This is a genomic window from Marinobacter sp. (assembly GCF_041686475.1).
Classification (GTDB): domain Bacteria; phylum Pseudomonadota; class Gammaproteobacteria; order Pseudomonadales; family Oleiphilaceae; genus Marinobacter.
Map to the genome: position 1 here is coordinate 1 of NZ_JAWLDU010000003.1, position 21,769 is coordinate 21,769.

21 protein-coding genes are annotated in these 21,769 nt (G+C 56.8%); 14 read left to right on the top strand and 7 right to left on the bottom strand.

The window, feature by feature from the left end:
• The 4 genes from ACESMB_RS01200 to ACESMB_RS01215 all read right to left on the bottom strand — a co-directional run.
• Positions 1-1,148, bottom strand: a 1,148-nt coding sequence (locus tag ACESMB_RS01200; RefSeq protein WP_372970751.1) for a ribonucleotide reductase N-terminal alpha domain-containing protein, incomplete at its 3' end; no start/stop codon positions are given.
• 514 nt (positions 1,149-1,662) lie between these two features.
• Complete coding sequence (locus tag ACESMB_RS01205) at positions 1,663-2,457, bottom strand: ABC transporter ATP-binding protein (RefSeq protein WP_372926749.1); 795 nt, start codon at positions 2,455-2,457, stop codon at positions 1,663-1,665.
• A gap of 10 nt (positions 2,458-2,467) precedes the next feature.
• Positions 2,468-3,370 (bottom strand): ABC transporter permease, encoded by a 903-nt coding sequence (locus ACESMB_RS01210; protein ID WP_372970752.1) that lies wholly within the window; start codon positions 3,368-3,370, stop codon positions 2,468-2,470.
• Between the two features lie 61 nt (positions 3,371-3,431).
• On the bottom strand, positions 3,432-4,406 hold the full coding sequence (locus ACESMB_RS01215) for an ABC transporter substrate-binding protein (RefSeq protein WP_372970753.1): 975 nt from the start codon (positions 4,404-4,406) through the stop codon (positions 3,432-3,434).
• Positions 4,407-4,714: 308 nt separating this feature from the next.
• On the opposite strand from ACESMB_RS01215, the gene ACESMB_RS01220 reads away from it, so the two are divergent.
• Both ACESMB_RS01220 and ACESMB_RS01225 read left to right on the top strand, forming a co-directional pair.
• Positions 4,715-6,382: an AMP-binding protein gene (locus ACESMB_RS01220; RefSeq protein WP_372970754.1), complete on the top strand. Its 1,668-nt coding sequence runs from the start codon at positions 4,715-4,717 to the stop codon at positions 6,380-6,382.
• 67 nt (positions 6,383-6,449) lie between these two features.
• Positions 6,450-6,935, top strand: a complete 486-nt coding sequence (locus ACESMB_RS01225) for a thioesterase domain-containing protein (RefSeq protein ID WP_372926745.1) — start codon at positions 6,450-6,452, stop codon at positions 6,933-6,935.
• A gap of 24 nt (positions 6,936-6,959) precedes the next feature.
• Here ACESMB_RS01225 and ACESMB_RS01230 read toward each other — a convergent pair whose 3' ends face one another.
• On the bottom strand, positions 6,960-8,648 hold the full coding sequence (locus tag ACESMB_RS01230) for an ABC transporter permease (protein ID WP_372970755.1): 1,689 nt from the start codon (positions 8,646-8,648) through the stop codon (positions 6,960-6,962).
• A gap of 87 nt (positions 8,649-8,735) precedes the next feature.
• Positions 8,736-9,749 (bottom strand): Fe(3+) ABC transporter substrate-binding protein, encoded by a 1,014-nt coding sequence (locus ACESMB_RS01235; protein ID WP_372926743.1) that lies wholly within the window; start codon positions 9,747-9,749, stop codon positions 8,736-8,738.
• Positions 9,750-9,941: 192 nt separating this feature from the next.
• On the opposite strand from ACESMB_RS01235, the gene ACESMB_RS01240 reads away from it, so the two are divergent.
• From ACESMB_RS01240 to queF, 6 genes are all read left to right on the top strand, one after another.
• On the top strand, positions 9,942-10,214 hold the full coding sequence (locus ACESMB_RS01240; protein WP_372926742.1) for a PilZ domain-containing protein: 273 nt from the start codon (positions 9,942-9,944) through the stop codon (positions 10,212-10,214).
• A 16-nt stretch (positions 10,215-10,230) separates the two neighbouring features.
• Positions 10,231-10,533 (top strand): hypothetical protein, encoded by a 303-nt coding sequence (locus tag ACESMB_RS01245; protein WP_372926741.1) that lies wholly within the window; start codon positions 10,231-10,233, stop codon positions 10,531-10,533.
• A gap of 179 nt (positions 10,534-10,712) precedes the next feature.
• Complete coding sequence (locus tag ACESMB_RS01250; protein WP_372970756.1) at positions 10,713-12,020, top strand: HD-GYP domain-containing protein; 1,308 nt, start codon at positions 10,713-10,715, stop codon at positions 12,018-12,020.
• Between the two features lie 457 nt (positions 12,021-12,477).
• A complete protein-coding gene (locus ACESMB_RS01255; RefSeq protein WP_372926739.1) occupies positions 12,478-13,425 on the top strand; it encodes an ABC transporter ATP-binding protein in 948 nt (315 codons plus the stop codon).
• A complete protein-coding gene (locus tag ACESMB_RS01260) occupies positions 13,422-14,195 on the top strand; it encodes an ABC transporter permease (protein ID WP_372926738.1) in 774 nt (257 codons plus the stop codon). The genes ACESMB_RS01255 and ACESMB_RS01260 overlap by 4 nt, the downstream gene beginning before the upstream one ends.
• A gap of 21 nt (positions 14,196-14,216) precedes the next feature.
• Complete coding sequence (queF, locus tag ACESMB_RS01265; RefSeq protein ID WP_372926737.1) at positions 14,217-15,035, top strand: NADPH-dependent 7-cyano-7-deazaguanine reductase QueF; 819 nt, start codon at positions 14,217-14,219, stop codon at positions 15,033-15,035.
• 12 nt (positions 15,036-15,047) lie between these two features.
• Here queF and ACESMB_RS01270 read toward each other — a convergent pair whose 3' ends face one another.
• On the bottom strand, positions 15,048-16,484 hold the full coding sequence (locus ACESMB_RS01270) for an adenylate/guanylate cyclase domain-containing protein (RefSeq protein WP_372926736.1): 1,437 nt from the start codon (positions 16,482-16,484) through the stop codon (positions 15,048-15,050).
• A 207-nt stretch (positions 16,485-16,691) separates the two neighbouring features.
• Here ACESMB_RS01270 and ACESMB_RS01275 point away from each other — a divergent pair, with 207 nt between their 5' ends.
• The 6 genes from ACESMB_RS01275 (at position 16,692) to ACESMB_RS01300 (ending at position 21,747) form a co-directional block, all read left to right on the top strand.
• Complete coding sequence (locus ACESMB_RS01275) at positions 16,692-17,249, top strand: nitroreductase family protein (RefSeq protein ID WP_372926735.1); 558 nt, start codon at positions 16,692-16,694, stop codon at positions 17,247-17,249.
• A 203-nt stretch (positions 17,250-17,452) separates the two neighbouring features.
• Positions 17,453-17,854, top strand: coding sequence for a flagellar basal body rod protein FlgB (flgB, locus tag ACESMB_RS01280; RefSeq protein ID WP_372970757.1), 402 nt, complete (start codon positions 17,453-17,455; stop codon positions 17,852-17,854).
• A 34-nt stretch (positions 17,855-17,888) separates the two neighbouring features.
• Positions 17,889-18,335, top strand: coding sequence for a flagellar basal body rod protein FlgC (gene flgC / locus ACESMB_RS01285; RefSeq protein WP_372926733.1), 447 nt, complete (start codon positions 17,889-17,891; stop codon positions 18,333-18,335).
• An 18-nt stretch (positions 18,336-18,353) separates the two neighbouring features.
• The gene (locus ACESMB_RS01290) at positions 18,354-19,031 is read left to right on the top strand and encodes a flagellar hook assembly protein FlgD (RefSeq protein WP_372926732.1); all 678 of its coding nucleotides are present in this window, start codon (positions 18,354-18,356) and stop codon (positions 19,029-19,031) included.
• Between the two features lie 27 nt (positions 19,032-19,058).
• The gene (locus ACESMB_RS01295) at positions 19,059-20,912 is read left to right on the top strand and encodes a flagellar hook protein FlgE (protein WP_372926731.1); all 1,854 of its coding nucleotides are present in this window, start codon (positions 19,059-19,061) and stop codon (positions 20,910-20,912) included.
• Between the two features lie 82 nt (positions 20,913-20,994).
• Positions 20,995-21,747, top strand: coding sequence for a flagellar basal body rod protein FlgF (locus tag ACESMB_RS01300; protein WP_372970758.1), 753 nt, complete (start codon positions 20,995-20,997; stop codon positions 21,745-21,747).
• Positions 21,748-21,769 lie beyond the last annotated feature (22 nt).

Here is a 21,769-nt window from a genome sequence, read left to right on the forward strand (position 1 = left end):
CGCTGTTCTTCCAGCGGCAGGCCGTTGATTTCCACCACGTTGTCCAGCATGCGCGTGAAGATGCCTACCACCTTGCGGTACTTCTCATAGTTGAAGCTGGCCTTGTCGGTGAACGGGTAGTCCACGAACATGGTCAGGTTAACGGAGCCCAGCAGGCAGCTGCCATACGGGGGCAGGGGCTGCTCGCCACAGGGGTTGGTGGCGCGGATGTCTTCGCAGAACCAGTTGTTGTTCATCTGGTTGACCTTGTCGATCAGGATGAAACCCGGTTCGGCGTAGTCATAGGTGCTGGTCATGATGGTGTCCCAGATGAACTGGGCTTTCAGGGTGCGGTAGATCTTGCACGCCACCTTGCCTTCGCCGTTTACCACGTAGCCTTTCTGGATCGGGAAGTCGCGGTAGACAAACTGGCTGGCGTCGTTCAGGTCCAGGCCTTCGTCAGCAGCTTCTTTCTCGGTAACCGGGAAAGACAGGTGCCAGTCGTCGTTGTTGCGTACGGCTTCGATGAAGTCTTCGGTGATCAGCAGCGACAGGTTGAACTGGCGCAGGCGGCCGTCTTCACGCTTGGCCTGGATGAAGTCGATTACATCCGGGTGGTGCACGTCGAACGTCGCCATCTGGGCACCACGGCGGCCACCGGCAGAAGACACGGTGAAACACATGCGGTCGAAGATATCCATGAACGACAGCGGGCCGGAGGTGGTGGCACCGGCGCCGGCGACGTAGGCACCTTTCGGACGCAGGGTAGAGAACTCGTAACCGATGCCGCAGCCCGCTTTCAGGGTCAGGCCGGCTTCGTGGTTTTTCTCCAGGATGTCGTTCATGGAATCCTGAACGGAGCCGGATACAGTGCAGTTAATGGTGGAGGTGGCCGGTTTGTGAGCTTCCGCGCCGGCATTGGAGGTGATACGGCCGGCTGGAATGGCGCCATGGCGCAGGGCCCAGGCGAACTCTTTCATGTGTTTGGCGCGGTCGGCCTTGTTTTCCACTTCGGCGAGGGCAGTTGCTACACGGGTGTAGGTCGCTTCGATGTCCTTGTCGACCGGTTCACCGGTCTTGGTTTTGAGTTGGTACTTGCTGTTCCAGATGTCCAGCGAAGCTTCCTGCATTGGAATTGTTGTTATCACGGCCTGTGCTTTAGCGTTCATTGCTACCCTCGGATGTCCGGTATTTCTGTTAATGACCGTTGCAAACCGCAGCCGGCCATACCCAATGTGTTTCGTCAGAGTGTGCGCAGCCCGGGAGGCTGTCTTGCTTCAGATCCGGTAAACACTAGATCTGGTGTTCGTATTACCCGCCATGTCGCCCGGGAGAGGGCTTGGTGGCGGGTTTCAGGAAAGAGTCCCACCCTGTATTCACTGCCCGGTCTCTTGTGTTGCACTTTGTGCCTGTCTGGCCGGGAAACCCCATATATGGGTGAATTCCTTATGAGTATAACAGGATATAGTGTTCTGTGAATAAGAAGTCAACTATAGACTCCCGCTGAAAGCGTAAGAAAATCAATGGCGGAATACTTGAAAATCGGGAAATGCCTGTCAAAACGCAGCGTTGGGCGATTTTGCCAGAAACCACTAGATGTTGTGGTTAAAAATTGTGCGGCGGTGATTCTGAAAAAGGTTGGCCGGGGCGGGAAGGTTCCGTCCTTCCCCCGCGGAGATGGGGTTAACCCAGCAGAAGACTGTCGTCGGTAATTTCCAGTCCGCGCTGTTTCTCGAACAGCTCCAGCAGGTCCTTCACTTCCAGGCCTTCCCGGTCCTTGCCGGCAATATCGAAGACCACCTGGCCCTGGTGCAACATCACCGTGCGGTCGCCGACTTCCAGCGCCTGTTTCATGCTGTGGGTAACCATCAGGGCAGTGAGTTTCTGTTCCTCAATGATCTGTGTGGTCAGATCCAGCACGAAAGCGGCCGTTTTCGGGTCCAGTGCCGCGGTGTGTTCGTCCAACAACAGGATGGCAGAAGGTGTCAGGCTGGCCATCAGCAGGCTGACGGCCTGGCGCTGGCCACCGGAAAGCAGGCCCATCTTGTCGCCCAGGCGGTTTTCCAGACCCAGGTTGAGCGAGGCCAGGCTGCTTTTGAACTGGTCCATGTAACGGGCCTTGACCGCGGAGCTGAGGCCGCGTCGCTGGCCGCGTTTGATCGCCAGTGCCAGGTTTTCCTCGATGCTCAGGCCTTCGCAGGTGCCGGCCAGTGGGTCCTGGAAGACCCGTGCCACACGGCCCGCCCGCTTGTAGGTGGGCAGTTTGGTGACGTCCTGGTTGTCCACGATAATTTTGCCGCTGTCCACCATTACTTCGCCGGCGAGGGCGTTGAGGAAGGTGGATTTGCCGGCGCCGTTGCTGCCGATAACGGTAACGAATTCACCCTGGTTGACGGTCAGGCTCATGCCGCGCAGGGCGGGATTTTCCAGGGGCGTTCCCTTGCCGAAGGTCAGTTTCAGATCGGTTGCTGTAATCATGTTTCCCCCTTCAGGCCTTGTTGCGGGTCAACCGCGCGGCAACGGACGTGCGCACACCCGGCAGTACAATAGCCAGGGTGACCAGCACGGCGGTGATCAGATTCAGGTCCTGGGACTGCAGCCCCAGGAAGTCTGCATTCAGTGCCAGGGCAATCGCCAGCCGGTAGATGATGGCGCCGATCACACAGGCGATCAGGGCCCGCACGACCGTCGAAGGTGTGAGCACGGCTTCACCGCCAATCAGTGAGGCCAGGCCGATAACGATGACACCCACCCCCATGGTGACGTCGGCTGCGCCCTGGCTTTGGGCGAACAGCGCACCCGCCAGCCCTACCAGGCCGTTGGACAGGGCAACACCCAGAACGATCATGGCTCCAGTGGCAATGCCCTGGGCCCGGGCCATTCTGGGGTTGGCACCGGTGGCGCGCATGGCCAGGCCGGTTTCCGATTTCATGAAGCGCCATAACAGCACCAGGCCCACCAGCACCACAATGGTAAACAGCACCACCGGCACCTGGTGGTATTCCAGGTCCAGGTTGTACCAGGGCGTAAGCACGGTTTCTTCCGACAACAGGGCAACATTGGGCCGGCCCATGATGCGCAGGTTTACTGAATACAACGCGATCATGGTGAGGATGGAGGCCAACAGGTTGAGGATATTGAGCTTGACGTTAAGAAGGGCGGTAACCGCACCGGCGCCCATGCCGGCAATTACGGCGGCGCCGGTAGCCAGCCAGGGGTTGAAGCCTTCAATAATCAGCATGGCGGCAACGGCGGCACCGAGGGGGAAGCTGCCGTCCACTGTCAGGTCCGGAAAATCGAGCACACGAAACGAGATGTAGATACCGAAGGCGACCAGGCCGTAGATAAGACCGGTCTCAACCGCACCGTAAAAGGCGATATTACTGAGCATGGGATAGGTTCACCGTAATTGGAAACGGGCCGCCCTTGTGGGGCAGCCCGTCAACAGTGTGTTACTTGTCGCTGTTTACGACTTCTTTGGCTTCGCTGATCAGGTCATCAGAAAGGGTAATGCCCATACGCTCTGCGGCAGCGGGATTGACAAACAGATCGAGGGTGTCGACCGATTCCACGTCCATTTCCCCCGGGTCGGCGCCTTCAAGAATGCGCGTCACCATGCCGCCGGTCTGGCGACCGAGATCGTAGTAGTCAAAGCCAAGTGCAGCAACGGCACCACGGTTGACAGTGGCGGTGTCTGCGGCAAAGACGGGGATTTTGGCGCGCTCACCCACCGAAATGACGGCTTCCACTGCGCTGATCACGGTGTTGTCGGTGGTCAGGTAGATGGCGTCGGCCTTGTCCACCAGGGAGCGGGCGGCGCCCAGCACTTCTGAGGTTTTGGTGGCGGCAGCTTTGACCAGTTCCATATCGCGGGCTTCCAGGCGCTCTTCCAGTAACTCGACCAGTGCCACGGCGTTGGCTTCACCCGGGTTATAGACAGTGCCAATGCGCTTGGCATCGGGAACCACTCGCTCGAGGAGGTCCAGGTGGCGCTCGATGGGCAGCATGTCGGTTACACCAGTGATGTTGGCGCCAGGGGCTTCAAGGCTTTTCACAAGCTTGGCGCCCACCGGGTCAGTTACTGCGGAGAATACCACCGGGGTATTGCGGGCAGCGGCCGCCATGGTCTGCGCAGACGGCGTGGCGATGGCAACGATCACGTCCGGGCCTTCGCCCACGAACTTGCGGGCAATCTGTGAGGCAATTGCAGAGTTGCCCTGGGCACTTTCGTGCATGATGCGCACGTTGTCGCCGTCCTTATAACCCTGTTCTTCCAGCTGGTCCCTGGCTCCCTGGTACACCGCGTCCAGCGCCGGATGTTCTACAATCTGGGTGATGGCTATCACCCGCTGGTCACCGCCGTAAGCCGTGGCAGCCAGTGCCAGCAGAGCGGTGCCTAGCAGCGTACGCAGAAATCTGTTGGCCATAAGCCGGTCTCCCGAGTCAGTTCAGAATGTGTGGCGCGACCTGGGTGTCGTCTGACTGTCGAACGCCCGTTTAATAATGGGGCGGGAGTTTATCACAGGCTATTGGCTTGCGGAGTAGGGGAAGGTACCTTAATGATTAAATTCAGGGGCGAAACCTGCGGTCAGGCCGTTCATGAAAGAGAATAGTTTTATTTACATCACGTTTTGACGGCCGATGATGTGTTGAAATAGTCTACTAAAGTCGAATACGCAAAACCCCTTACAAAAAGAATCCCGATAACTCAAATAACATACTGCAAGGAAGGTCCATGGACACCACCAACAAACTCCCCCTGGATATGGTCTATCATTGGGAAACCGCGAAAGCGGACTCCCTTTATATGATCCAGCCTGTCGGCGATGGCGAAGTCGTCGAGTACACCTGGAAGCGGGCTGTGGACGAAGCACGCCGCATGGCTTCCTACCTGAAATCCCTGAACCTGCCGGAAAAGAGCCGGGTGGGGATTATCTCCAAGAACTGTGCCCAGTGGATCATGTCTGACTGGGCTATCTGGATGGCGGGCCATATTTCCGTGCCGCTGTATCCCACGCTGAACGCAGATACGGTGAACTACATTCTGGGCCACAGTGGGTGCGAGGTTCTGTTTGTCGGCAAGCTCGACGACTGGGATATGATGAAATCCGGAGTGCCGGAGAGCGTGCGTTGTGTGTCCTATCCTTTGAGCCCACCCAATGACTTCGAAACCTGGGATGACATCATTGGCAAGTTCCCTCCGCTTGAGGAAAACACCCGCCGTGATCCCGATGAACTGGCCACCATTGTCTACACCTCGGGCAGTACCGGTCGTCCCAAGGGTGTGATGCTGAGCTTCGGCAATATGGCGTTTGCCGCCGAGGGCGGTATGGAAGTGCTGAAAGTCGGGTCCAAAGAACGCATGCTGTCCTATCTGCCACTTGCTCACGTATTTGAGCGCACCTTTGTGGAACTGGCTTCCCTGTATGCCGGCTTCCAGCTGTATTTTGCCCAATCGCTGGATACGTTCGTGCAGGATCTGCAGCGTGCACAGCCCACGTTGTTCCTCTCGGTTCCGCGCCTCTGGGTGAAGTTCCAGCACGGTGTGCTGCAGAAGCTGCCGAAAGAAAAGCTGGAGAAGCTGCTGAAGATTCCGCTGCTGAACCGGGTGATCAAGAAGAAAGTGCTCAAAGGGCTGGGCCTGGACAAGGTCAAGCTGGCCGGCAGTGGGTCTGCACCGCTGTCCCACGATGTGCTGGACTGGTATCGCAACCTGGGGCTGGAGCTACTGGAAGGCTACGGCATGTCCGAGAACTTTGCGTACTCCCACATGAACAAGCCCGGCCGTTCACGCACCGGTTATGTGGGTGAAGCCCTGCCTGGCGTGGAGGTGAAGATCTCCGACGAGGGCGAGATCCTGGTCAAGAGCCCGGCCACCATGACGGGTTACTACAAGGATGAAGAGAAAACCCGCGAAACCTTCACAGAAAACGGCTTCCTGAAGACCGGCGACAAGGGCGAACTTGACGAGATGGGGCGCCTGAAGATCACCGGCCGCATCAAGGAGATCTTCAAGACCAGCAAGGGTAAGTACATTGCCCCGGCGCCCATCGAGAACCGCCTGATGTCTCACGAGGCCATCGAGATGGTGTGTGTGTCCGGTGCCAACCAGACCCAGCCCCATGCGCTGGTGATGCTGGGCGAGGAGATTCGCCCGAAGATGGCCGATGAGGCCTTCCGTCAGGAAATCGAGGAAAGCTTCAAGCAGCTGATCGCCGATGTGAACAAGACGGTGGATCCTCACGAGCAACTGGCGTTTATTACCGTGGTCAGTGACGAATGGTCCATTGAGAACAGTTTCCTGACCCCCACGCTGAAGCTCAAGCGCAATGTGGTTGAGGATGCCTACGGTGAAAAGGTCGATAGCTGGTACGCCAAACGTCAGCCTGTCATCTGGCAGTAAACCGACGTTAGTCGCATAGGGAAAGTGCCTTAACGGGCATAAACTGACGTCATATTCAGGAGGGAATATGACTCAGTTAGCCCGGTTTCAGAAACGCATTCACAGCATGATTCCGCTCTCGGAAGCGTTGGGGGTGGAATTACTTTCCTATGATGGCCACGCACTGCTGATCCGCGCTCCCCTTGAACCCAACCATAATCATCAGGGCACAGGTTTCGGGGGCAGCGTGTATTCCGTCGCAGTGATTTCCGCCTGGGGCCTGGTTGAACTGGTTCTGTCTGATCTCGGGCTGGCCGGCAACGTGGTGATACAGGTTGGTGAAATCGAGCATATCGAACCGGTAGACGGTGATTTCTATGCCCTCTGCCGCCTTCCCGGTGGCGAGATTCCCGACCGCTTCCGCAAGAGCCTGGCGCGCCACGGCAAGGGGCGTTTGTCTCTGATTGCCGAGGTTTACTGCGGTCAGCCGTCGATGGAACCGCTCAGTGAGCCGGTGGCTGTATTCCAGGGCCGCTTCGTGGTTCAGGACGCCCGTTCCAGGCCGGTTATCTAGCAGGCTGCCAGCTGTTGAAAGACATCAGCTTATGGAGCGGGTGCCAGAGATGGACTTGCTCATCAGAATAATCGGGATGATGCCGGCGAGCACAATAATCAGTGCCGGCAGGGCACTTTGTGCCAGTCGCTCGTCCGAGGCGAACTGGTACACGTAAGTGGCCAGAGTCTCAAAGTTGAACGGCCTCAGTATCAGGGTGGCCGGCAACTCCTTCATCACGTCCACAAACACTACCAGAGCGGCAGTTATCAGGGTGCCCCGAAGCATCGGGAGATGCACCTTTACCAGTGTCTGCCCGGGCGTATGGCCCAGGGACCGGGACGCCATGTCCATGCTCGGGGTGATCTTCTGCAGTGCACTTTCCACACTGCCGGCTGATACGGCAAGGAAACGTACGGTATAGGCGAAGATAAGCGCGAACGCCGAGCCGCTCAGCAGCAACCCGCTGCTGACGCCGAAGGTGTCCCGCATGATGTCATCCACCTGGTTATCGAAGGCCGCCAGGGGCACAATCACCCCCACCGCCAGCACGGCACCGGGCATGGCATAGCCCAGGCTGGAGAGCCGCATCATGATCTGCATCCCCCGGGTGTTGTGCAGCCGCCGGCTGTAGGCCAGGGTGACGCCGATTACCAGTGTTGTCAGGGCAGCGGTACCGGACAGGAACAGACTGTTTAGGGTGTTGCGGATGAAGTCGGTGTTCCAGCTCTCATCAAAATATTCCCAGGCGTACTGGCCGAGGGTGATGGCCGGTAACAGGAAGCCAAGAATGACCGGCAGCGCGCACACAGCCACGCAGATTAGCTGCCGCGGGAAAGACATTGTGAAGCGGTGGATCGGGCCGCGGTTGTCCCGTGCCGCGAACTGCTGCTGCTTGCGCCTGGAATAGCGCTCAAGAGTGACAAGGATCACCACGAAGGCCAGCATGGTGGTGGCGATCTGCGCGGCACCACCCAGGTTGCCCAGGTTCATCCAGGTGTCGAACAGGCCCGCTGTAAGTGTCTGTACGGCGAAGAAGTCCACGGTGCCGAAATCGTTCAGTGTTTCCATCATCACCAGCGACAAGCCGACGGCGACGGCCGGGCGGGCTATGGGCAGCATCACCCTGAAAAAGGTGCTCAGTGCCGAATGGCCCAGACTGCGGCTGACAGCAAACAGTGACGGCGACTGATCCAGAAACGCAGCCCGTGCCAGAAGGTATACGTAGGGGTAGAGCACCAGGCCGATCATCAGCGTGGCCCCCTCCAGGCTGCGGATTTCCGGGAACCAGTAGTCAGCAGCATTGTTCCAGCCGAACCATCCCCTCAGGGTGGTCTGCACGGGCCCGGCATAGTCCAGCAGGCTGGTGTATACATAGGCAATAACGTAAGCCGGTACCGCAAAGGGCAGCAGCATGGCCCACTCGAAAAATTTGCGCCCGGGGAACTCGCACATGGTTACGGTCCAGGCGGTAGCAAGGCCGATAGTCAGGGTAATCACGGCAACGCCGGCCATCAGCTTGAGAGTGGTCGTCAGGTACCGGGGAAGGGTGGTGTCCAGCAGGTGGGGCCAGATGTTTTCTTCGGGAAACAGTGCAAGGATTATCACAGACAGAACCGGAAGTACCACTATGGCCGTGGTAAGTGCTGCGGAGATCAACCAGCGCTTCGAGGTCCGCTTGGCCAGCAGGGGGATGACAGCTCCGGTCTGGTCAGCGGTAATGGCCTCGGTCATAGGTGCCCTTCGGGTTCATGAAAATACAGGGCCGGGATTGTACAAAAAAGCCGGGACCAACGTCCCGGCTTTTTTGGCGTGAAGCACTTAGTTGTCGTAATCGACGCGATCCACCATCCGCACTGCAGTGTTGCGGTTTTCGGCAATATCCTGCAGCGAAAGGTTATCCGGATTGATTTCGCCCCACTCGGCGACAATACCGGATGGCTCAACGCTGGGGTTGGCCGGGTACTCTGTGTTGGCCTCGGCGTAGATCTGTTGGGCCTTCGGCGTGGACAGGAACTCCATCAGGCGAACGGCGTTGTCACGGTTCGGTGCACTGTTGGTGAGTGCAATGCCGCTGATGTTGATGTGGGTGCCACGCCCGTCGGCATTGGGAAATACCAGGCGCACAGACTCTGCCTGTTCACGCTGGTTCTCGTCGTTCAGCATGTTGCCGTAGTAGTAGCTGTTGCCGATGGCAATGTCACATTCACCAGCGTTGATCGCCTTGATCTGGTCGCGGTCGCCACCCTGAGGTTTGCGGGCCAGATTGTCTTTCAGGCCTGAGAGCCATTCCTCGGCCTCTTCCTCGCCGTGGTGAGCGATCATCGATGAGAACAGGGCAACGTTGTAGGGGTGCTTGCCGCTACGCGTGCAGATGCGATCGTTCCACTTATCGTCTGCCAGGTCTTCGTAGGTGGTGATCTCGCCTTCTTCAACACGCTCTTTGGAGGCAAAGATCAGGCGGCCACGGGTAGTCAGCGCATACCACTTGCCTTCCGGGTGGCGGAGGTTTTCCGGAATGTTCTGATCGAGGGTGTCATTGCCGAGGCTTTGCACCAGGTCACGCTCAACCAGTTCGTTGAGGCGGGAGATATCCACTGTCATTACCAGGTCGGCGGGGCTGTTGCGGCCTTCGCGCTCCAGGCGCTCTGCCAGGCCTTTCTTGGCAAACACCACGTTGGTTTCGATACCGGTTTCTTCTTTAAAAGCATTGAGAAGAGGTTCCAGCAGATAGGCCTGGCGGTAGGAGTAGATGTTAACTTCTCCATCGGCACTGGCCTGGAGAGGCAGGGCGCAGGCAGCGGCCACGGCGACAGCGACAAGTTTCGGACGCATGTTATATCTTCCTGTAGTTCGATTAAGCGATGGCTTGCTGACCTGTATTGAGATTCAGCAATGTTTAAGAACAGCAACCACTCTCATTTCTATTCAGCCGGGTGTCAATACACTGATGCATATTCTTTTAAAAATGGTGCTATGCTTCGGAAGACTATAAAAACTATGCAAAAAGTGGTGGGAACACAGACTATGGTTGGGAATGATCGCAGAGTACACAACCGCACGGCAATGAGTGCGAAGGTCCGCGTGACTCATGAAGCGCTTGGTGAGTTCGTGTTCTCGACCAGGGATATATCCGACGGCGGTGTTTTTGTGGTGGTTGATACCGAGCCGTTTACACCATCAATTGGCGACAGGGTCCAGGTTCAGGTGCAGGGCCTGCCGGTGCCTGCCCCGGTTCTGGATATGGTGGTGGTGCGCAAGACCAATGACGGATTCGGGCTGCAGTTCGCAGACCAGTAACACGGATGTTATGAACATGAAGAGCCGCAGATTGCACCGTGCTTTATATCTTTCCTTTGCTTTTATGCCATTCCTTCTGAGTGGTTGCGCTTCCTATTACAGCCACGACGGGGCGAGCCAGGCCGGATGTGGTGAGGGAATTCGCGCCTGCGGAGAAACGGGCGATGATGTGCTGGCCCGTGGCGACAACAGCGAGAACATCGAATATATCCGGGCATCTTCGGTGCCTTATACCATCTACAGCCGCAAGACGCCGCGCGGGCGGCTCGATTCGAGGCCTCCGGCGCTGGATGATGGTGTCTGTGAAAGCGACCAATAGTTTTCTGACAATCTGTTTAATTGTGAGGGTTGTCACATTGCTACACTTTGTTTCCCGTTGATAGTTTTGGTTACCCCCTGTCGCTTTCGGGTTACTTTGCACTACAAAAATGTAATGGACTCTGGCGCGGGGCGCGTCACAATAGTGATTATCGATTCGTACACGTGTAGAGGTGTCCCGTGGGAGTCCGCCAAAAGAAGATAGCTGTCCACGATCTTGAAATCGGCATGTTTGTGTCTGATCTCGATCGCCCGTGGCACCAGACACCGTTTCCGATCCAGGGTTTCCATATCCGCTCCCAGGACGACGTTCGTTCCCTGGTTTCCTACTGCAAGTGGGTTGTTATCGATGTTGCGGAAACTCGCGACAGCGTTGAACAGCACAAACCAGGCAACCGAGCATTCGCCGGCAATGCCAGGCGCACGGGCAACAACCGCGAAGTGGTACATCTGCCCCCGCTGAGCATCAAGGAGCCGGTAAGCTACGAAAACGTGACCACCATGAAGAAAGAGCTCAAGATGTCCAGGAAGGTAATGATGGACGCCGAAGCCTCTCTTCATCGGGTTTTTGACGCCGTCAATCACGGCGATGCACCGGACCTTCGCGAAGTGGCCACGGTGACCCGGCAAATGGTCGCCAGTGCGATTCGTAACCCCGATGCGCTGCTATGGCTTAGCCGGACACGGCACCATGACGACTATACCTACCGACACTCACTGAACACGGCTGTCTGGGCCCTGGTATGCGGGCGTCAGCTTGGCCTGAACGAAGGCCTGTTGAACCACCTGGGGCTGGGCTGCCTGTTGTCGCAGATCGGTAAACTGGACCTTCCTGATAGCATCCTCGTGAACGAGGGCAAGCTGGATGCCGATGATTTTGTCATCTACCGTACGTACGTTGAAAAAGGTGTTGCGAAGCTGGTGGACACAGGAGTGTCCAGGGCTGTTATCAGCGTTGTCCAGGGGCACCGCGAGCGCCATAACGGCTCCGGCTTCCCGGAAGGTGTCCGGGGCGACAGAATTCCATTGCTGGCCAAGGTTGCCGGGTTGGCAGAGTACTTCGAGACTCTGATTGGCCCCCGCGATGCTGGCGAGCCGATGACACCTGCCCGTGCGGTTAATCTGCTTTATGAAATGCGCAACATCGAGTTCCAGGAATACCTGGCCGAGCAGTTTATCCAGGCTATCGGCATCTACCCGACTGGCAGCCTGGTTGAGCTCACGGACGGCCAGCGCGGTATCGTTGTTTCCCACACACCCGAGCGACGTCTGTGGCCGAAGGTGATGGTGATGACAGATCGCGCACATCAGCCCCTGCGCTCTGCCCGGATTCTGGATCTGGCGAAGTACAACGAAAGTCGCAGCGCCCATGAGGCCCTGACCATAGCGGAGTGCCTGCCATATGGCACGGAAGGGCTTCATCCCGAGCACTACGATGTAACCGGTGCCGAATCCCGCTGGAGCCTGTCGCGGATCGTTGGCGCCTGATGGCGCCAGCGCTTTGGTTTATTCGATAATCACCCGAAGCTGTTTTTTAACCCAGCGATAGGTATCTTCCGGGCGGAAGTTGACCAGCAGTTCCGACCCCCCCCCCCTGATTCACCTGCAACAAAATACTCAACGTGTGCTGATGGACTCGATGTTTGCCAACCGGGGTTTGCCGGCAATTTTCCGTACCCGGACGGTTTTGATGGCGGTATCAGAGGCCTGGAATTCCACGACGTCATCATCCAGGAAGTAACGGTTGGCCAGCTGGGTGCTGATGGCATCAAGCTCGCGTAAGTTGTTGTAACCGGCATTATAAGGAAGCCCCTTCTGGCATATCGGGAAACCTGTCGCAGTTTGGGGTTTTAGTGATTTTGCACCGCCTCTGCACGGCCACTTGAATTTTTCTTTCCGGGCCACAACTTATAGCTATCTGTTTTTTTGTTCCCGTGGATTCATTATGACCAACGCACTTGAGATTGAAGGTCTGGTCAAGACCTATGGCGACGGCTTTCGGGCCCTTAAGGGTATTGATCTGCACGTGGCCGAAGGTGATTTCTTCGCGCTGCTCGGCCCCAATGGCGCTGGTAAGTCCACCACACTTGGCATTGTCTGTTCCCTGGTGAACAAGAGTGCCGGCAAGGTGCGTGTATTCGGATCCGACATCGACACCCATCTTTCCGATGCCAAGCTGAACCTGGGCGTTGTACCCCAGGAGTTCAACTTCAACCAGTTCGAGAAAGTGTTTGATATCGTCACCACCCAGGCCGGCTACTACGGCATTCCGTTGAAGAAGGCGTCGGAGTCTGCTGAAAAGTATCTGCGCCAACTCGGGCTGTGGGACAAACGGGACACCCCGGCGATGATGCTGTCCGGTGGTATGAAGCGGCGGCTGATGATTGCCCGGGCGCTGGTTCACGAGCCGAAGCTGTTGATCCTGGATGAGCCCACGGCGGGGGTGGATATCGAGTTGCGTCGCTCCATGTGGACTTTCCTGGAGGCAATGAACCGCCGGGGCACCACCATTATTCTCACTACTCACTACCTGGAAGAGGCGGAAGCCCTGTGCCGCAACATTGCGATCATTGATCATGGTCGCATTCTGCGGAATACCAGCAAGAAGGAACTGTTGCAGCAGCTGAGCTCGGAAACCTTTGTGCTGGATACTGCCAAGCCGCTGGAAAAAGCGCCGGAACTTGATGGTTTCTACAACCACCTTGATGACGAGGGTGCACTGGTCGTGGATGTGCAGAAAGGCCAGAGCCTGAACGGTATGTTTATTCAGCTTGAAAACCAGGGTATTCGCGTGGTCAGCATGCGTACCAAGGCCAACCGGCTGGAGGAGCTGTTTGTTCGCATGGTGGAGGACAACAACACCAGTGTTGCGAAACAGGGAGAAACCGCATGAGAACGGACGCGATGCTGACCGCCTACAAGACCATCGTGACCCGGGAAATACGTCGGTTCATGCGGATATGGCCGCAAACTCTGTTACCACCGGCGGTCACCATGACGCTGTATTTCATTATTTTCGGTAACCTGATCGGCTCTCGTATCGGGGCGATGGGTGGCTTCGACTATATGTCGTTCATTGTTCCCGGGCTGATTATGATGGCGGTGATCACCAGCTCCTATGCCAATGTGGTGTCGTCGTTCTTCTCCATGAAGTTTCAGCGAAGCATTGAGGAGCTGCTGGTCTCTCCCGTGCCCAACTGGATAATTCTGGCGGGCTATGTCACCGGTGGCATGTCGCGGGGGCTGGGTATCGGCCTGATTGTGACGCTGCTGTCGCTGGGCTTCACGCAGCTGTCGATTCATCACCTGCCTATGGTGATCCTGACGGTGTTCCTGACCTCGGCCCTGTTCTCTCTGGGTGGCTTTATCAACGCCATGCTGGCAACCAAGTTTGATGACATTTCCATCGTACCGACGTTTGTGCTGACACCGCTGACGTACCTGGGCGGTGTGTTCTATTCCATCGATATGCTGCCGGGTTTCTGGCAGGGCGTTTCGATGATCAACCCGATTCTCTACATGGTGAATGCGTTCCGCTATGGCATTCTAGGGGTGTCGGATGTCAATCCATACGTTGCCCTTGGTATGATTCTGATGTTTATTGCCATTCTGTCTGCCATTTCCCTGCGCATGCTGGCGCGCGGCAAGGGTATTCGTCACTGATGTCTGGTTCCAGGATTGATCATGGCCCTTATTGATGCCCCGCTGGGCAAATCCAGCGACTACCCGGATGCATACGATCCGCAACTGCTGTTTCCCGTTCCGCGGGAAGAGAACCGCCGACGCATTGGCCTGGACGATGGCCGCTGGCCCTGGTTCGGTGAAGACCTGTGGCAGGCCTGGGAAATTTCCTGGCTCCGGCCGGGTGGTGTTCCTGCCGTGGCATGGGCGGAAATCCGTGTGCCTTCGGCCTCGCCGGCGATCGTTGAGTCCAAGTCCCTCAAGCTGTATCTGAACTCCCTCAACCAGACAGTTTTCTCTTCGGTGGAGCAGGTCAGGGATGTTATTTTCCGGGACCTTTCCAGCGCCAGTGGAGCCTCTGTGAGTGTGGATCTGCACAGTGTCGACCAGGGGGCGAGAGCCGTTGGCCGGCCGGAAGGGTTTGTACTGATTGATGATGAGGAACTGGCGTCCGTGGGTTATGACTATAACCCGGATGCGCTCGCCACCAGTGGCGACGTGGTTTCGGAAAAGCTTTGCTCACATCTGCTGAAGAGCAACTGCCCGGTCACCGGCCAGCCGGACTGGGCCACGGTGCTGATCGACTATACCGGTTCGCAATTGGATCGCGCGGGGCTTCTCAGGTACATCGTGAGCTTTCGCCAGAAGCAGGACTTTCATGAACACTGCGTGGAAACCCTGTTCACGGACCTGATGGCGCGCTGCCAGCCGCAGCACCTATCCGTGTGCGCAAGATATACGCGTCGGGGCGGGCTGGATATCAATCCATGGCGCAGCACTCAACCGGAAGACGCCGCCGGGCCAAGGTTGATCAGGCAGTAAGGGAAAGACCGGTCAGGAACCCTTTTCCTGGCGCAGGCGCTCCGCGGCGTCCTCCAACGCACAAAGAATCGACTCGCGTTCCCGCTCGGTGATTTTTTCCGAGTCCAGGTACATGGCAAAGCCGCTGTGCTCATGCTCCAGGAAGCTGCGGTTGGGCCCCATGTCACGGCGGAAGTCGACAACCTCGTAGATAGGCACCGGGCGGCCGAAACCTTTCACGGTTATCTCACCCTTGTCGCGGCACATGATGCGGTCTTTGATCAGCGAGAAGGTTTCGTAGGAGATAAGTATTTCGCCGGGCTCGGCGAGGGATTCCAGGCGGCTGGCCAGGTTCACTTCCTTGCCGATGATGGTGTAGTCCATGCGGTTTTCCGCGCCGAAGTTGCCCACCGTGGTATAGCCGGTACTGATTCCCATGCGTATCTCAAGCGGTGTCTTGATGCCCTGGCTACGCCATTTCTGGCGCATGATCTTCATGTGCTTGCGCATTTCCACTGCCATGGATACGCAGGCGAAGGCATCCTCTTTCTGGCCACGACTGGTGGGGTCCCCAAAGAAGATCATGATGGAATCGCCAACAAACTTGTCGATGGTGCCGCCGTACTTGAGGGCCACCTCGGACATCTCATTGAAGTAGTGGTTCAGCAGCTCGGTCAGGGCCTCGGGTTCCATTTCCTCGGACAGTTCGGTAAAGCCCTTGATGTCGGAGAAGAACACTGCCAGCTTTTTGCGCTGGGTTTCCAGGCGCACATCCCGCTCGCCGGTAAAGATGGACTGCCACACCTGGGGTGAGAGGTACTTGGACAGTTTTTGGGACAGGGCGATAGACTGTTCCCGTTGATTCTGGATCTGGGTTTTTGCCATCATCAGTGCCCGGGCCTGTTGATGGGAATAGAAGGCGGTAACGCAGATGTACAGCCCTGTAGCCAGTATGGCAACAATACTGGTGAGCATGGGCGACTGGAACGAATCTGCAGGGCCAACGATGACTACGCCCGCGGCACAGCTGGCCGCCATGATCACCGTGCCGAACAGCCACTGGCGGATGCCACCAATGATCAGGCAACTGAACATCAGCATCAGCACGACAGCGACAGAAGGGACGGCGATCAGCCCGATGCAGCCGACAAATCCGCCACCGATGGCGCAGTCCACCAACAGAATTTTTTGACGGATGCGGGTGGAGTTACGCAGAAAAGTGCGGCGGGTGAGCTGATGGGCGATGTGGGGCCAGGTGAGGGCACCGGCCAGCAGCCATAGCGTCCAGAGGCCGAACACATCCTGCAGAATGCCAGAGACAATAATGCCTGCAGTCGCTGTGTACGCCAGAATCCTGCCGCTATAATCCGGCATGGGGGGAATGGCAATCGGGTTGTTCTGGGAGTCCAGTAAACCGGCTTTGCTGGCACTGGAACTGGCGTTACGCAGGTCTACTGGTGCGCTCATCATATCGGGGGCGAGTCCGCGCAGAAGCAGACGCGTTGTTGTTGGCTCATAAAACGTCTACCGGTTCATTTATCGTTTTTAGGGTAGATAAGTACGGGTTCATCGTGGAAATTACTTATACTAAAGACTAACAGTAATACATTTGTCCCACAATTCGTAAGGGATATTCAGCCCGGCAGTGCCGGTGTACCCCGACTACAGCGAGACACTATGACTGCAGTAATCGATGCATTGTTGAACCGATCTTCCGAACCACGCCTGACCGCGCCTGCCCCGGATTCGGAAACACTGGACAAGGCCTTCGCCTGTGCTGCCAGGGCACCGGACCATGCGCTTTTGCGCCCCTGGCGCTATCTCGTTATCGAGGGCGAGGAAGCCCTGACGGCGCTGGGGGAACTGTTTGCCTCTACCTGCGATGACGATGCCCCGGAAAAGGCGCGGGAAAAGCTTCGCCAGAACCCCTTGAGGGCACCGATGGTTATTGTGGGTATTACCTCTCATCAGGCACACCCGAAAGTACCTGAAGTCGAGCAGACCATGTCAGCTGCTGTTGGCATGGGTTATTTGCTGCTGGCCTTGGAGGCTGCAGGCTTTGGTGGTATGTGGCGCACCGGTAGCCTGGCTTATAATCCGGGTATCGCGAAAGGCCTTGGGCTGGCGGACCATGAAATGATTATCGGGTTTCTCTATACCGGTAGCGTTAGCTCAACAAAACCCGGGGTGCCCAGGCCCGATCCCGATGAATTTGTCAGGCGCTGGCCACAGTAGTTGCCGGCACTTGCCCCTGCCGCTTGCGGCGGGGGAAATCCCTTGCCGCTTTACCTGTTTCTTTATTGCCCGGATTACCGATAACTTCGCTCCAACCCCCGCCCAGCAACAACTCCTGAAAACTGGCATCGTGATTGCTTTTACTCCTGCATAACGCACAAACGGCAATGTGAACAACGCCGTGTGCAGGAATCGGAGGCATTATGGCTATTTCTCTGGACAAAGCATTAGGCATTCATCAGCACTCCCTGGAAGGGCGGGTAAAGCGTGCCGAAGTGCTGGCAAACAATCTCGCCAATGCGGATACTCCGGGCTACAAGGCACGGGATATCGATTTTCAGGCGATGATGCAGAAAGCCCAGGAGGGCATGGACAGTGGCTTCGGCATGAACCGTACTCACGACTCGCACATGGATACGTCGACCATGGGCCAGGACAGTGAGTTACTCTACCGGGTGCCGCATCAGCCATCGGTAGACGGCAATACGGTGGATGCCCAGCAGGAGCAGACCCGTTTCATGCGTAACGCCATGGATTACCAGGCCAGTTTCCAGTTCCTGAACGGCAAAGTCACAGGTATCAAGAAGGCACTCTCGGGTCAGTGATCCGGGCGCAGTCAATTAACTGAGGAGCAACACCATGTCACTGGGTAGCATTTTCGATATCGCCGGATCCGGCATGACAGCCCAGTCACTGCGGCTGAACACCACTGCGTCCAACATCGCCAACGCCGAGACCGCCAGTTCCAGCACTGAGGAGACGTACCGCGCGCGCAAACCGGTGTTTGCCGCCATTCAGCAAGCCATGCTGAATCCTTCACAGCAGCAGGCCTTTGGCAGCGAAGAAGGGCCCGGCGCCGGCGTTCAGGTTGAAGGCATCGTTGAGAGTGATGCGGAACTGCAGATGCGATACCAGCCTGATCATCCCGCAGCCAACGAAGAGGGTTATGTGTTTTACCCCAACGTGAATGTGGTTGAAGAAATGGCAGACATGATGTCCTCCTCTCGTGGTTTCCAGATGAACGTGGACATTATGAACAGCGCCAAATCCATGATGCAGCGCATCCTGACCCTGGGTCAGCAGTAACCGAGCGAGGATTGAATCATGAGTGCAATTAACCCGGCAGACGCCTCGGATGTGCTGAGCAAGTACAAGCTCGAACAGGAGAAGGGTAGCAAGGGAAGTGAGGAACTTGGCAAGAATGAGTTCATGGAACTGATGATTGCCCAGCTCAAGAACCAGAATCCGCTGGAGCCCCAGGAAAACGGTGAATTCATCTCCCAACTGGCGCAATTCAGCTCCCTGGAGGAAATGCAGGGTCTGTCCCAGAGTGTGGATGATGTGGCAGGTCAGTTCGGCTCCACCCAGGCACTCCAGGCTTCCGCCATGGTGGGGCGCACCGTTCTGGCACCGTCGTCAGTGGGTATTCTCGGTGCCGACGGTGAACTTACAGGCAATGTGGAAGTGCCCAACAGCACCGGCAGCCTCAGGATTTCCATCGAAAATCAGGCCGGCGAGCGGGTGCGACAGGTTGATATGGGGGCTCAGCAGGCTGGCGTTACAGGTTTCAGCTGGGACGGCAAGGACGGCAACGGCAACAGTTTGCCTCCCGGCCCCTACAAGGTAGTGGCTGAGGCCTCCACCCCGGATGGCCCCGAACAGTTAGGCACCATGCTCAGTGCCAACGTGGACAGCGTCTCTCTGGGCAAGGGTGGCAATATTACGCTGAACCTGGCCGGCATGGGCTCAATCGCCCTGTCGGACGTTGAGCAGATCAATTGATACCGGTGAAACAGCACGAGGTGAAGTATGGCTTTCAACACAGGTCTTAGTGGCTTAAGGGCATCATCGGTTGACCTTGATGTAACCGGTAACAACATATCCAACGCCAGTACGGTTGGGTTCAAGGGTAGCAAGGCCGAGTTTGGTGACCTTTATGCCAGCGGCTTTCTTGGTTCCGGGAGCAATCCTATCGGTGACGGTGTGAGAGTCCAGGACGTCAAGCAGTCCTTTGGCCAGGGCAACATCAGCTTCACCGACAATGGCCTGGACATGGCCATCGACGGCGACGGCTTTTTTGTTCTTAACAATGGCGGTGAGGTTCGTTACTCCCGGGCCGGCCAGTTTGGCATCGATAAGGACGGGTTTGTTACCAATAATCAGAACATGCGGGTTCAGGGTTTTGTTGCCGATGATGATGGCAACCTGTCTGGCATTCAGGATGATCTGCAGATCGAAACCGATAACCTGGCACCCAAACGCACGACCAACCTGCGTTCTGACCTGAACCTGGATTCCCGCGAGTCTGTGCTGGAAAGCCAGGTGAGAAACTGGAACTCGCTGAGCGTAGATGATCTGCGGGATGAGAGTGTTACCTTTGAGTATGACGGTCAGTCCAGCACCATCGATATTGATGCGGATGAGGCTGTTAGCGATATCGTTGGCAAACTCCAGTCTGCGTCCGGAGTGTCGGCATCGGCTGCGACGTCTCTCCCGGTCGGTGATATGTCGGATGCCGATTTTTCAACCTTTCGATTGACGGTTGGTGACGAGAGTTCGCCAAGAGATATCGACCTGGATGGGGTCACGACAGTTGATGAGCTTGAATCCAGAATCAGGCAAGTATCGGATCAGTCGATATCCGCGTCGGTTGATGAAGATGGCGTGCTGAGTATTACGCACAACTCGGGTGAGACGCTTCGGGCGGAGTATGAAAACGCTACGGACCCTGACTTTGATGAATCGGCATTAGGCACTGTCTCAATAAATACCGACCGTACAGTTACTGGTGTGGACTCAACATCAACAACAGTTGCAGAGGCTTTTAACGTAGCTCCACAGCGGATAAACGCTTTCAACCCTCTGGACCAGCGTACATACAATCACGCAACATCCACGACCATCTATGACAGCCTGGGCAACTCCCACGATATGACCCAGTTCTATGTGAAGCAGCCATCGCCGGGTGATGGCGTGGGTACCAGTGAATGGTCGGTCTACACGCAGATTGATGGTGAGTTTGTTGGCGGAACGGATGAGACTCCCCACCGTGCCCGTTTTAACCAGGACGGTGAACTACAATCGGTGAATGGCGACCCCAATGGGGAAATCCTGATTGATGACTGGACACCCAAGGATGCTGACGGTGCGCCTAATGGAGCAGATGGCCCGCCGGCTCCAGGAGACAATATCACCACCCCGATTCCGGATCCGCCTACAAGCTCGGCGTTCGTCCTGGACCTGGGTAATACCACCCAGTATGGCAGCGAATTCGGGGTGAATGACCAGCAACAGAACGGTTATGCAACCGGCCGGCTGTCGGGTCTGGATGTTTCCGACGAGGGTGTGCTGTTTGCCCGTTACACTAACGGCCAATCCAAGTCACTGGGGCAGGTTGCGCTGGCTTCATTCAATAATACCAACGGCCTGTCTCCAGTGGGTGAAACCACCTGGGTGGAAACTTTCGAGTCTGGACAGCCAATTATCGGCGCTCCGGATACGGGAACCCTGGGCTCCATAAACGCCAGTTCCGTCGAAGAATCCAACGTGGATCTGTCAGAGGAGCTTGTTAATCTGATCATTGCACAGCGTAATTATCAGGCTAATGCAAAAACCATCGAAACCTCGGATGCCGTCACCCAGACGATCATCAACCTCCGCTAATCCTGAAAACTGAACATGGCACAACTCCTGCTTGAACACTGGAAAGACTGATAGCAGTCAAAATTCCGGCAGGAGTTTTCCCATGGATAAGTCCCTTTATATCGGCATGTCCGGCGCCAAGCAGAACATGCTTTCCCAGCAGGCCCACGCCAACAACCTGGCGAACGTCAGCACTACCGGCTTCAAGCGGGATTTCGCCCAGGCGCGCAGTATGCCGGTATTTGGCGAGCACCATCCCACCCGTGCCTACGCCATGGCGGAACGGCCAGGTACCGATCTTTCCGCCGGTGCATTGCAGGATACCGGCCGCAAGCTGGACGTTGCTGTTGAGGGCGATGGCTGGCTGGCGGTGCAGAACCAGCAGGGAGAAGAGGTTTTTACCCGTTCCGGCAGCATGCAGATCGATGTGAACGGTCTGGTGCGGCTCTCCAACGGAGAGATGGTGATGGGTAATGGTGGCCCGGTGGCATTGCCGCCTTTCGACAATGTTCAGATCGGTGCGGATGGAACGATTTCGATTGTTCCGGTTGGTGGCCCGCCGGACCAGCTGGTTGAAGTGGACCGTCTGAAGCTGGTGAATCCCCCTCCTGGAGCCCTGGAAAAAGGTGAAGACGGTTTTATTCGCCGCAAGCCCGACGAGGCGCTGGATGGCCCGGAGCCCCCGGATGCTGATATGAGGGTGGCTTCAGGGTTTCTGGAGAGCTCCAACGTTAACGCCGTGGAAGAGATGATTTCCAACCTGCAACTGTCCCGTCAGTACGAGATGCAGGTGAAGATAATGACCACGGCCAACCAGAATTCCGAGGCGTCGGCACGACTGTTGCAGAATCTCTGATAAACCTATTGAACATCGTCCG

Excerpts from the sequence above, each read along its gene's own strand:
- ACESMB_RS01205 (WP_372926749.1), bottom strand. The coding sequence starts at position 2,457 with ATGATTACAGCAACCGATCTGAAACTGACCTTCGGCAAGGGAACGCCC.
- ACESMB_RS01210 (WP_372970752.1), bottom strand. The coding sequence starts at position 3,370 with ATGCTCAGTAATATCGCCTTTTACGGTGCGGTTGAGACCGGTCTTATC.
- ACESMB_RS01215 (WP_372970753.1), bottom strand. The coding sequence starts at position 4,406 with ATGGCCAACAGATTTCTGCGTACGCTGCTAGGCACCGCTCTGCTGGCA.
- ACESMB_RS01220 (WP_372970754.1), top strand. The coding sequence starts at position 4,715 with ATGGACACCACCAACAAACTCCCCCTGGATATGGTCTATCATTGGGAA.
- ACESMB_RS01225 (WP_372926745.1), top strand. The coding sequence starts at position 6,450 with ATGACTCAGTTAGCCCGGTTTCAGAAACGCATTCACAGCATGATTCCG.
- ACESMB_RS01230 (WP_372970755.1), bottom strand. The coding sequence starts at position 8,648 with ATGACCGAGGCCATTACCGCTGACCAGACCGGAGCTGTCATCCCCCTG.
- ACESMB_RS01235 (WP_372926743.1), bottom strand. The coding sequence starts at position 9,749 with ATGCGTCCGAAACTTGTCGCTGTCGCCGTGGCCGCTGCCTGCGCCCTG.
- ACESMB_RS01240 (WP_372926742.1), top strand. The coding sequence starts at position 9,942 with ATGGTTGGGAATGATCGCAGAGTACACAACCGCACGGCAATGAGTGCG.
- ACESMB_RS01245 (WP_372926741.1), top strand. The coding sequence starts at position 10,231 with ATGAAGAGCCGCAGATTGCACCGTGCTTTATATCTTTCCTTTGCTTTT.
- ACESMB_RS01255 (WP_372926739.1), top strand. The coding sequence starts at position 12,478 with ATGACCAACGCACTTGAGATTGAAGGTCTGGTCAAGACCTATGGCGAC.
- ACESMB_RS01260 (WP_372926738.1), top strand. The coding sequence starts at position 13,422 with ATGAGAACGGACGCGATGCTGACCGCCTACAAGACCATCGTGACCCGG.
- queF (WP_372926737.1), top strand. The coding sequence starts at position 14,217 with ATGGCCCTTATTGATGCCCCGCTGGGCAAATCCAGCGACTACCCGGAT.
- ACESMB_RS01270 (WP_372926736.1), bottom strand. The coding sequence starts at position 16,484 with ATGATGAGCGCACCAGTAGACCTGCGTAACGCCAGTTCCAGTGCCAGC.
- ACESMB_RS01275 (WP_372926735.1), top strand. The coding sequence starts at position 16,692 with ATGACTGCAGTAATCGATGCATTGTTGAACCGATCTTCCGAACCACGC.
- flgB (WP_372970757.1), top strand. The coding sequence starts at position 17,453 with ATGGCTATTTCTCTGGACAAAGCATTAGGCATTCATCAGCACTCCCTG.
- flgC (WP_372926733.1), top strand. The coding sequence starts at position 17,889 with ATGTCACTGGGTAGCATTTTCGATATCGCCGGATCCGGCATGACAGCC.
- ACESMB_RS01290 (WP_372926732.1), top strand. The coding sequence starts at position 18,354 with ATGAGTGCAATTAACCCGGCAGACGCCTCGGATGTGCTGAGCAAGTAC.
- ACESMB_RS01295 (WP_372926731.1), top strand. The coding sequence starts at position 19,059 with ATGGCTTTCAACACAGGTCTTAGTGGCTTAAGGGCATCATCGGTTGAC.
- ACESMB_RS01300 (WP_372970758.1), top strand. The coding sequence starts at position 20,995 with ATGGATAAGTCCCTTTATATCGGCATGTCCGGCGCCAAGCAGAACATG.